Here is a 10,390-nt window from a genome sequence, read left to right as displayed (position 1 = left end):
CGGGCGGGCGGCTGTGCCGCCCCCGGCGCCCGCCCCCCCGCCCGAGCGTAGCCCCCCGGCGGCCAGCCGCGCTATAGGAATTCCGTTCTCCGTACGCACGGACGGCCGGCCGCATTTCGGCGGGAATATGGCGGGGTCAAGTCGGAGTAGAGTGTGGCTCGGTTGGGAACAGGGCTTCCCCTCATCCTCACCCGCGAATCGCCGGACGGTCGTCCGGCCGCTGAGACCGGTCGGATGCCTGGGCCGTGAAACATGTCAGGCAGATGTCAGAATTCCCGCGGGGATTTGTAGTAATCCGTCCGCTATGTCCGGCGTGAAATGCCGAATTCCTCCCGCTTTCGCCCGTCCTGCCCCTTGGCGCGGTGCCGGAATTCCCCGCAGCTGACCCTGTTGCAGAGGGCGTCGATCCGGATACATTCAGCCGCGGTCGACGTAATCACCCGCTCACAGGGCGCCGTCAGGCACCCCCGGCGGAGGACTGCGGCGTGCACGGCTGCGCCCAGGGGGGGTTCCCCGGGCCGGCCTTCAAACCAGACCCGGGCCCGCGACCTGCGGGCGCGTGAAGGGCCAGCACAGCACTAGGGGAGTTCGGAATGGCTCAGGGCACCGTCAAGTGGTTCAACGCGGAGAAGGGCTACGGCTTCATCGCGGTCGACGGTGGTGCGGACGTCTTCGTCCACTACAGCGCGATCCAGATGGACGGCTACCGCACCCTCGAGGAGGGCCAGCGGGTCGAGTTCGAGATCTCCCAGGGACAGAAGGGCCCGCAGGCGGACATGGTCCGCGCCGCGGTGTGACCCCCTTCCGACCCCAGGAGCTCGGCGCGGCCCACGGCTGGTGACCACTCGCTTCTCGACGGGCCCGTACGACACGCGTCGTGCGGGCCCGTCGGCGTTCCCCGGCGGGGAGTTGCGCGGGTCGGCGGGAGCGCCCCGGACGGCTCGCGGGATCGCGATTGGGCTTGCACTCGACCACCCGGAGTGCTAATCATTGGCGTTAGCACTCACAGCGTGAGAGTGACAGCGGACCGGGTCGGTGAGGCCCCCGGGAGCGGTAGGGGAAAGGACCCCCGCACACCAGGGCCGTCCGTCGCGGGCACCCCTTGGTCCGAGCAGTCGACCGTGTCCCGGAGGACCACTTCTGATGGCCAAGATCATCGCCTTTGATGAGGAAGCTCGCCGCGGCCTTGAGCGTGGCATGAACCAGCTCGCCGACGCAGTGAAGGTCACGCTCGGCCCCAAGGGTCGCAACGTCGTGCTGGAGAAGAAGTGGGGCGCCCCCACGATCACCAACGACGGTGTCTCCATCGCCAAGGAGATCGAGCTCGAGGACCCCTACGAGAAGATCGGCGCGGAGCTCGTCAAGGAGGTCGCCAAGAAGACCGACGACGTCGCGGGTGACGGCACCACCACCGCCACCGTGCTCGCCCAGGCCCTGGTTCGCGAGGGTCTGCGCAACGTCGCCGCCGGCGCCAACCCGATGGCCCTGAAGCGCGGCATCGAGAAGGCCGTCGCCGCCGTCTCCGACCAGCTGCTGGCCCAGGCCAAGGACGTGGAGACCAAGGAGCAGATCGCCTCCACCGCCTCCATCTCGGCCGCCGACACCCAGATCGGCGAGCTCATCGCCGAGGCCATGGACAAGGTCGGCAAGGAAGGCGTCATCACCGTCGAGGAGAGCAACACCTTCGGTCTGGAGCTTGAGCTCACCGAGGGCATGCGCTTCGACAAGGGCTACATCTCCGCCTACTTCGCGACCGACCTGGAGCGCATGGAGGCGACGTTCGAGGACCCGTACATCCTCATCGCCAACTCCAAGATCGGCTCGGTCAAGGACCTGCTGCCGCTGCTGGAGAAGGTCATGCAGAGCGGCAAGCCGCTCGTCATCATCGCCGAGGACGTCGAGGGCGAGGCCCTGTCGACCCTGGTCGTGAACAAGATCCGCGGCACCTTCAAGTCCGTCGCCGTCAAGGCCCCGGGCTTCGGCGACCGCCGCAAGGCCATGCTCGGCGACATCGCCATCCTCACCGGTGGCACCGTGATCTCCGAGGAGGTCGGCCTCAAGCTGGAGAACGCCGGCATCGACCTGCTGGGCACCGCCCGCAAGGTGGTCATCACCAAGGACGAGACCACCATCGTCGACGGTGGCGGTGACAGCGAGCAGGTCGCCGGCCGCGTGAACCAGATCCGTGCCGAGATCGAGAACAGCGACTCGGACTACGACCGCGAGAAGCTCCAGGAGCGCCTCGCCAAGCTGGCCGGCGGCGTGGCCGTCATCAAGGCCGGCGCGGCCACCGAGGTGGAGCTCAAGGAGCGCAAGCACCGCATCGAGGACGCCGTCCGCAACGCGAAGGCCGCCGTCGAGGAGGGCATCGTCGCCGGTGGTGGCGTCGCGCTGCTGCAGGCCTCGGTCGCCTTCGACAAGCTGGAGCTGGAGGGCGACGAGGCCACCGGTGCCAACATCGTCAAGGTCGCGCTGGAGGCCCCGATCAAGCAGATCGCGACCAACGCCGGCCTGGAGGGTGGCGTCGTGGTGGAGAAGGTGCGCAACCTCCCCGCCGGTCACGGCCTGAACGCGGCCACCAACACCTACGTCGACCTGATCGCCGAGGGCATCATCGACCCGGCCAAGGTGACCCGCTCCGCGCTGCAGAACGCCGCCTCCATCGCGGCGCTGTTCCTCACCACCGAGGCCGTCATCGCCGACAAGCCGGAGAAGGCCGCTGCGGCCGCCGGCGGCGGCATGCCGGGCGGTGACATGGACTTCTGATCCTGATCACACCGATCGGATCAGTTGGTTCCTGATCGTGTGGGCGGTCCCCTTCGGGGGGCCGCCCACACGGCGTTCTACCGGAGAATGGACAGATGGCTTCCGACGACATCGAGACCGCGCTGCACAACGCGCGGGCGCTGATCCTGGCCGACCTCACCGCGCGGGACGTGGCGGACGCCGCCGTCGTCTCCCTGGTGGAGCAGGCCGTGACGCACCGCCGCTGGTGGCTGGAACAGTGGCCGGACGGCACCGAGTACGTGCTCGGGCTGGTCGCCCAGGACGTCCAGGACGCGCTGCTGGAGGCGTACGGGCGCTGGCCGCTGTGTACCGCCTGCGCCGCCGACGGGGACCCGCACGCGCTCGGCGTGGAGCCGGAGCTGGGGCCGGAGCCGCACTGGGTGTGCGGCAAGCAGGGTGCGGTGGTCGCGCCGGTGGGGGAGCTCTCCTAGCCAGCTCCTGGCCCGCTCGTAGCCGGCTCGTGGTCCGCGTGGTGGACCGGGCGGCGGGAGTACTGGACCTATAGGTAGGTTGACGATATATGTAGTCGTATGACTGAACGCTCGATGCAGGAGCCGACGCTGCTGCTGCTCACCGCCCTGGCGGACGCCCCGAGACACGGCTACGCCCTCATCCAGGAGATCGCCGCGATCTCCGAGGGCCGGGTCAAGATGCGCACCGGCACCCTGTACGGCGCCCTCGACCGGCTGCTCCAGCAGGGGCTGATCGAGGTCGCCGCGGAGGAGGTCGTGGACGGGCGGGCACGGCGCAGCTACGCGCTGACCAGCGTCGGCCGGGAGGCGCTGGCCTCCGAGGCGGAGCGGCTGCGGGCCGTCGCCACCGAGGCGGAGCGCCGTCTCGCGAACGTCCTGTCGGCGCTGCAGGGAAAGCCGGAGCCGGAGGGGAAGTCGATGATGAGGGGGTTCTTCGCATGACCACACCCATGACCACGCCGACGATGGGGGCGCCTTCGACCGCGCTGCGGGCGGCGCTGCAGTTCTACCCGCCGCGCTACCGCCGGGAGCGCGGCGAGGAGCTGGCCGCGGTGTTCGCCGACACCACGGCGGAGGCCGGCCGCTCGGCCGTCGCCCGCGAGGCGTTCGACCTGGCCGCGTACGGGCTGCGGGTGCGGCTCGGGCTGACCGGCTCCTCGCTGGCCGGGCGGGTGCTCGCGCTGGCCGCGCCGATGGTCGCCGGGGCGCTGGCCGGTGCGGCCCTGGTGCCGTGGGTGAGCGATGCGGAGCGGGCCGCCCATCGGCTGACCTGGGACGACTCGTACCTCACGTACGCCCTGACCATCGCGCCGCCGGTGATCGCGCTGCTGCTCGCGGTGGCCGTCGTGACGGGGCGCTGGACGGCGGTGCGGGTCATCTCGCTGGTCCAGGCCGTCTCCGCGCTGTTCGTGCTGGCGAAGGCCGTCGTGCTGCCGCCGGAATTCGACCTCTGGGGGGTGGGGGACAGCAGCGTGGCCACCATGCCGTTCGTGCTGGGGGCGCTGCTGCTGGCCGCGGCGCCGACGGAGTTGCTGCCCAGGGCCTCCTGGCGTTCCGGCGGGCTGGCGCTGGCCTCGGTCCTCGGGGGCGGGCTGCTGGTGGCGCTCCAGCACTGGGGCGACTCGACCTTCCCGCTGGACATGCAGTGGTTCGCGGTGCTGCTGATCGGGCCGCTGCTGCTGACCTTCACCGCGCTGCGCGGCCGGGTGCTGCCGGCGGCCGTCGGGGTCGCGGTGCTGTCGCTGACGATGTTCGCGGGCCTGTTCAACATCTGGCGCGAGGGCCGCGGGTTCTGGCACGTGCTGCCGATGGCGGCGCCGGTGCTGCTGCTCCTGGTGGCGGCTGCGGTGGCGGTGCGCCGGATCGGGACCGGCGACGGGCTCGGCGGACGGTTCGGCGGGGGCTCCGGGAAGGGGCGCAGCCTGGCGTGACCCGGGGGCTGGGGCGAAGTGCTCGCCGGGCCCGGCCGGATGTGGCAACCTACTGATATGTCTAGACCAATTTTCGAAGTCATCGCGCTGACGCCCCAGGACGCCCAGGCTGCCGAGTCGGGCGGCGCCGACCGGCTCGAACTGGTCACCGACATGGCCGCGGACGGGCTCACCCCGCCCGTCGAGGACTTCGCCCGGATCCGGGCCGCCGTCGACATCCCGCTGCGCGTCATGCTCCGGATCCAGGACGGCTTCGCGCCCGGCGGCCTGGACGAACTGGCCGCCCGGGCCGCCGCGTTGCGGGCCGAGGGCGCCGAGGAGTTCGTCTTCGGCTTCCTCCACGCCGACGGTGCCGTCGACCTGGCCGCCACCGCCGCCGTCGCCGAGGCGGTGGCCGGCTGCCGCTGGACCTTCCACCGGGCGATCGACCACAGCGCCGACCGGGCCGCCCTGCGGGCCGGCGGGGGGGGGGGGGCGGGGGGCGCGCCCCCCCCCCCCCCCCGCCCCCCCCCCCCCCCCCCCCCGCGGGGCGGGGGGGCCCCCCCCCCCCCCGCTGCCCGGGCTGGACACCTTCCTCACCTCGGGCGCGGCCGCCGGGGTCGACGCCGGGCACGAGGTGCTGCTGGCGGACCTGGCCCGCGCGGGCGAGCCCGGGTACGGGCAGCGGATCCTGATCGGCGGCGGCCTGCGGGCCGAACACCTGAAGGGGCTGCGGGCCGAGGGCTTCGACGGCTTCCACGTCGGCGGCGCGGTGCGGGCCGACGGCTGGCGGACGCCGGTGGACGCGGCCAAGGTCGCCGAGTGGCGGGCGCTGATCGACGCCTGAGCGCGCGCGGCGGGCGGGGGGCCGGTCCCGGTGGGGCCGGCCCCCGCTGCCCGGTTCCTCAGTGCAGCTGCGCGGGCAGCGGCTCGCCGTGCAGCACCGTCAGGCCGGAGACGGCACGGGTGAGCGCCACGTACAGCCGCCGTAGGCCGGTCCGCTCGTCCGGCTCGCCCGCGACCACCGCGGCCGGCTCGTCCAGCACCACGTAGTCGTACTCCAGGCCCTTGGCCAGCGAGGCCGGGACGAGCGTCAGCCGGGCCTCGGCGCTGGTCTCGGCGCCGGGGGACAGGTACGGCAGGCCGGCCGCGGTCAGCGCCTCGGCGAGCGCCGGGATTCGGGCGTCGGCGGCGATCAGCCCGGTCGAGCCCTCGTGCTCCAGCGCCTCGCGGCAGGCCGCCAGGACGGCGGGCACGGCCTCCCCGTCCGGGAGGCGGCGGATCGTCAGCGAGCCGGGGGCGTCGCGCACGGAGGTCGCCGGGGCCAGGCCCGGGGCGATCGCCGGGAGCAGCCGGGAGGCGTACGCGATGACCTCCTCCGGCACCCGGAAGCCCTTGGTCAGCTCCTCGACGTGGGCGTCCGGCTTGCCCAGGTGGCGCAGCGCGTCCGGCCAGCTCGCCGTCGCCCACGGGGTGGTGCCCTGGGCGAGGTCGCCGAGGACGGTCGCCGAGCCGGTCGTGCAGCGGCGGCCGACCGCGCGGTACTGCATCGGGGAGAGGTCCTGCGCCTCGTCCAGCACCACGTGCCCGAGCGAGGGGGTGCGCTGCACCAGGTCCGTCGCCTCGTCGACCAGGACGGCGTCGGCCTGCGTCCAGCGGGCCGTCTTCACCGAGCGGCCCGGCTTGGGCCACAGCACCGCCTGCTGCTCCTCCGGGGTCAGCACGCCCTCCGCGCAGGCGGCCAGGAACTCCGGGTCGGAGAGCAGCCGCAGCACCAGCTTCGCCGGATCGACCGCAGGCCAGCACTCCTTGGCCACCGCCTTGACCGCGGCGTTGCGGGCCACCGCGTCCTGCACCCGGTCGTCGGGGGCCTCGCCGGACTGTTCCATCTTCAGCAGCACGGTGTGCGCGATCCGCTGCGGCAGGGCGTCCCTGGCGGCGCCGTAGCGCACCTCGCGGCCCTTCAGCTCCTCGATGATCGCGGCGAGTTCGTGCGCCTGGACGCGCCAGCGGCGGGAGCCGCGGACCACCACGCAGGGCTCGGTGGGCAGCGCGATGCCCGCGCGCACCGCCCGGCGCAGCACCTCGGCCATCCGGGCGTCGCCCTTCAGCCGGGCCGCCTGCGGGTCGTCCTCGCCGCGCACCTCGACGTGCCCGACCAGCTGCTGCACGGTCGCCTGGGCGACGTCCAGCTCGCCCAGGGCCGGGAGCACCTGCTCGATGTAGGAGAGGAAGGCGTTGTTCGGCCCGATCACCAGCGTGCCCGTCCGGGCGAGGCGCTCACGGTGCGCGTACAGCAGGTACGCGACGCGGTGCAGGCCCACGGCCGTCTTCCCGGTGCCGGGGGCGCCCTGGACGCAGATGGTGCCCGTCACGTCGGAGCGGACGATCTCGTCCTGCTCGGGCTGGATGGTGGCGACGATGTCGCGCATCGGGCCGACACGGGGCTTCTCGATCTCGGCGGCGAGCAGGGCGGAGGCGGTGTCCGCCTCCGCCGGGTCGCTCAGGTGCTCGTCCTCGTAGGCGGTGAGCTCGCCGGCGGTGTAGCCGAAGCGGCGGCGGCGCTCGACGTCCAGCGGCTCGGTGCGGGTGGCCCGGTAGAACGGCTGGGAGACCGGCGCGCGCCAGTCGATCACCATCGGGTCGCCGTCGGCGTCGTGGACGTGCCGGCGCCCGATGTAGAAGTTCTCGCCGCCTCCTCCTTCGCTCAGCTCCTCGCTGATCGCGTGCAGGTAGTCCAGGCGGCCGAAGAACAGCGGGGTGTGCGAGAGGTCGGCGAGGGCGGCGATCCGGGCCTCGATCTGGTTCTGGAGGACGGCGGCGGACACCCAGGTGCCGGTCACGTCGCGCAGGTCCAGCGACTGGACGTCCTCGCGCATCGCTCGCAGCGCGGACCGGGACGCGGCCAGGTGGTCGCGTTCGCGCTGGAGGGGGTCGGTGGTGGGGGTGGCGGGCACAGCGAACCTTCCCGGCTGCGCCGGAACCGGGCGCAGCGGATCGATGGAGCTCACGGTGGGTACGGCCGACCGGTTGCCGTGCGGTCGGCGCCTCCCCCGGCTGCCTGCGCGACTTCAGCAGGTACCACGGTTCGGGAGGGGGCAGACGGACGATCCTAGACCCGTGCGGCCCGGGGTTCCAGCCCCGCAGGTCCCGGGCCCGCAGGTCCCAGCCCCGCAGGTCCCGGGCCCGCAGGTCCCAGCCCCGCAGGTCCCGGGCCCGCAGGTCCCGGGCCCGCAGGTCCCGGGCCCGCAGGTCCCGGGCCCGCAGGTCCCGGGCCCGCAGGTCCCGGGCCCGCAGGTCCCGGCCCCCGTACGACCCGGAGGACGCGCACCGCGGCGGCACCGCCCCGGGCACCGCCGCGCGCGTGGTCCTCCTCGGGCGCGACGGTGTCCGGGGCCGGGGTGCCCTGCCGCACGCCCTACAGCACGTCGTCCGCGTCGATGATGCGGTACGCGTAGCCCTGCTCGGCCAGGAAGCGCTGCCGGTGGGCGGCGAAGTCCTGGTCCACGGTGTCCCGGGCGACCACCGAGTAGAAGTGCGCCGAGTGGCCGTCCGCCTTCGGGCGCAGGACGCGGCCCAGGCGCTGGGCCTCCTCCTGGCGGGAGCCGAACGTCCCGGAGACCTGGATGGCCACGGTGGCCTCGGGCAGGTCGATCGAGAAGTTCGCGACCTTGGAGACCACCAGGACGCCGATCTCCTTGTTGCGGAACGCCTCGAACAGCTTCTCGCGCTGGGCGTTGCTGGTCTCGCCCTTGATCACGGGCGCGTCCAGCACCTCGCCGAGCTCGTCCAGCTGGTCGATGTACTGGCCGATGACCAGCGTCTGGTCCTTCTCGTGCTTCTTCACCAGCGCCTCCACCACCCGCCGCTTGGTCGCCGTGGTGGCGCAGAAGCGGTAGCGCTCCTCGGGCTCGGCGGTGGCGTAGGCCAGGCGCTCCGAGTCGGTCAGGGTGACCCGCACCTCGCAGCAGTCGGCGGGCGCGATGTAGCCCTGCGCCTCGATCTCCTTCCACGGCGCGTCGAAGCGCTTGGGCCCGATCAGGCTGAACACGTCGCCCTCGCGGCCGTCCTCGCGCACCAGCGTCGCGGTCAGGCCCAGGCGGCGGCGGGCCTGGAGGTCGGCGGTGAACTTGAACACCGGCGCCGGCAGCAGGTGCACCTCGTCGTAGACCACCAGGCCCCAGTTGCGGGCGTCGAACAGCTCCAGGTGCGCGTAGGCGCCCTTCCGCTTGGTGGTCATCACCTGGTAGGTGGCGATGGTGACCGGGCGGATCTCCTTGCGCGTCCCGCTGTACTCGCCGATCTCCTCCTCGGTGAGCGAGGTGCGCTTGACCAGCTCGTGCTTCCACTGGCGGGCCGAGACGGTGTTGGTGACCAGGATCAGCGTCGTCGACTTGGCGTGCGCCATCGCGGCCGCGCCGACCAGCGTCTTGCCGGCGCCGCAGGGCAGCACCACGACGCCCGAGCCGCCGTGCCAGAAGCCCTCGACGGCCTGTGCCTGGTACGGGCGCAGCCGCCAGCCGTCCTCGTCCAGCTCGATCGGGTGCGCCTCGCCGTCCACGTACCCGGCGAAGTCCTCGGCCGGCCAGCCGAGCTTGAGCAGCACCTGCTTGATCTGGCCGCGCTCGGAGGGGTGCACCACCACCGTGTCCGGGTCGACCCGGGCGCCGACCAGCGGGGCGATCTTCTTGGAGCGCAGCACCTCCTCCAGCACCGGCCGGTCGGTGGTGGCGAGCACCAGCCCGTGCGTCGGGTGCTTGAGCAGCTGGAGCCGCCCGTAGCGGCCCATGGTGTCCGCCACGTCCACCAGCAGTGCGTGCGGCACCGGGTAGCGCGAGTACGTCACCAGGGCGTCGACCACCTGCTCGGCGTCGTGCCCCGCCGCCCGCGCGTTCCACAGCCCGAGCGGCGTCACCCGGTACGTGTGCACGTGCTCGGGGGCGCGCTCCAACTCGGCGAACGGCGCGATGACGCGGCGGCACTCGGCGGCCTTGGGGTGATCGATCTCCAGGAGAAGAGTTTTGTCGCTCTGGACGATGAGCGGTCCGTCGTTCACGCGGGGAAGCCCTCCACTGGCTGACAGGCTGGATTGACGCAGACCCTCCAGTGTCGCGCATTGCGCGGCGAACGTGAGCGGGCCCCTTCCAAACGTGATCGGGCTTCTTCCATTCGTACGGGTGACCGCGCCCGCGACCGCGACCGCGCCGGTACCCGCGCCCCGGGCGACGGCTCCGGGTGACCACGGTGCGCATCGCTCGTTGAGCCGGGCATGAAGAAGTCGAAGCGCGTTCTCACCGCTCTCGCCCTGATGGGCACGGCCTTCGCGGCCACCGCCTCGTCCGTCGGCTCCGCGCACGCCCTCGCGGGGATCGGGGAGGGGCCCGGCGGGCTGCTCGCCGCGCCCGGATTCCTGATCGCCGACCAGGTCGGCGGAGGCTCGCTGCCGGTCGGGCAGGGGGAGATCGGCAGCCTGGCGGACAAGGCCGTCAAGGAGAAGATGAAGGAGTCGCAGGGGCACTGAGCCCGGCCCTGCCGCCGGGGTTACTCGTCGAGTTCCGCGACGCCGGTGATGCGGTGCAGGGCGAAGGTGCGGAGCTCGTCGGCGTGGTGGGGGGGGGGGGGGGGGGAGCCCCCCGCCCACCAGAAACCCGCGGCGGTAACCAAACGGGGGGGCGGGGGGGGATAAGAAAAAAAACACCACCAACCACCACACAAACAGAG

8 protein-coding genes and 1 pseudogene are annotated in these 10,390 nt (G+C 72.7%); 7 read left to right on the top strand and 2 right to left on the bottom strand.

The window, feature by feature from the left end; translation table 11 throughout:
- Positions 1-593 precede the first annotated feature (593 nt).
- From ACFV6D_RS25930 to ACFV6D_RS25905, 6 genes and pseudogenes are all read left to right on the top strand, one after another.
- The gene (locus tag ACFV6D_RS25930; protein WP_030289665.1) at positions 594-797 is read left to right on the top strand and encodes a cold-shock protein; all 204 of its coding nucleotides are present in this window, start codon (positions 594-596) and stop codon (positions 795-797) included.
- 346 nt (positions 798-1,143) lie between these two features.
- Entirely contained in the window at positions 1,144-2,766 is a 1,623-nt protein-coding gene (gene groL, locus ACFV6D_RS25925) for a chaperonin GroEL (RefSeq protein ID WP_063348228.1), read from the top strand.
- Between the two features lie 95 nt (positions 2,767-2,861).
- Positions 2,862-3,218 (top strand): hypothetical protein, encoded by a 357-nt coding sequence (locus ACFV6D_RS25920; protein WP_063348227.1) that lies wholly within the window; start codon positions 2,862-2,864, stop codon positions 3,216-3,218.
- A 99-nt stretch (positions 3,219-3,317) separates the two neighbouring features.
- A complete protein-coding gene (locus tag ACFV6D_RS25915; RefSeq protein ID WP_079135692.1) occupies positions 3,318-3,701 on the top strand; it encodes a PadR family transcriptional regulator in 384 nt (127 codons plus the stop codon).
- The gene (locus ACFV6D_RS25910; protein WP_159398459.1) at positions 3,698-4,690 is read left to right on the top strand and encodes a hypothetical protein; all 993 of its coding nucleotides are present in this window, start codon (positions 3,698-3,700) and stop codon (positions 4,688-4,690) included. Before ACFV6D_RS25915 ends, ACFV6D_RS25910 begins: the two co-directional genes overlap by 4 nt.
- A 57-nt stretch (positions 4,691-4,747) precedes the next feature.
- A pseudogene (locus tag ACFV6D_RS25905) lies at positions 4,748-5,516 on the top strand (copper homeostasis protein CutC).
- Between the two features lie 58 nt (positions 5,517-5,574).
- Here the strand turns inward: ACFV6D_RS25905 and ACFV6D_RS25900 are convergent.
- Both ACFV6D_RS25900 and ACFV6D_RS25895 read right to left on the bottom strand, forming a co-directional pair.
- On the bottom strand, positions 5,575-7,626 hold the full coding sequence (locus ACFV6D_RS25900; RefSeq protein ID WP_380561257.1) for a HelD family protein: 2,052 nt from the start codon (positions 7,624-7,626) through the stop codon (positions 5,575-5,577).
- 461 nt (positions 7,627-8,087) lie between these two features.
- On the bottom strand, positions 8,088-9,725 hold the full coding sequence (locus ACFV6D_RS25895; RefSeq protein ID WP_063348223.1) for a DNA repair helicase XPB: 1,638 nt from the start codon (positions 9,723-9,725) through the stop codon (positions 8,088-8,090).
- A 213-nt stretch (positions 9,726-9,938) separates the two neighbouring features.
- On the opposite strand from ACFV6D_RS25895, the gene ACFV6D_RS25890 reads away from it, so the two are divergent.
- Positions 9,939-10,190 carry a hypothetical protein gene (locus ACFV6D_RS25890; protein ID WP_063348222.1) on the top strand — a complete coding sequence of 84 codons (252 nt, stop codon included), beginning with the start codon at positions 9,939-9,941 and terminating at the stop codon, positions 10,188-10,190.
- Positions 10,191-10,390: the final 200 nt, after the last annotated feature.

Origin of the sequence: Kitasatospora sp. NPDC059812 (assembly GCF_042732075.1) — a bacterium.
Classification (GTDB): Bacteria; Actinomycetota; Actinomycetes; order Streptomycetales; family Streptomycetaceae; genus Kitasatospora.
This window is presented reverse-complemented; position numbering and strand designations above follow the sequence as displayed.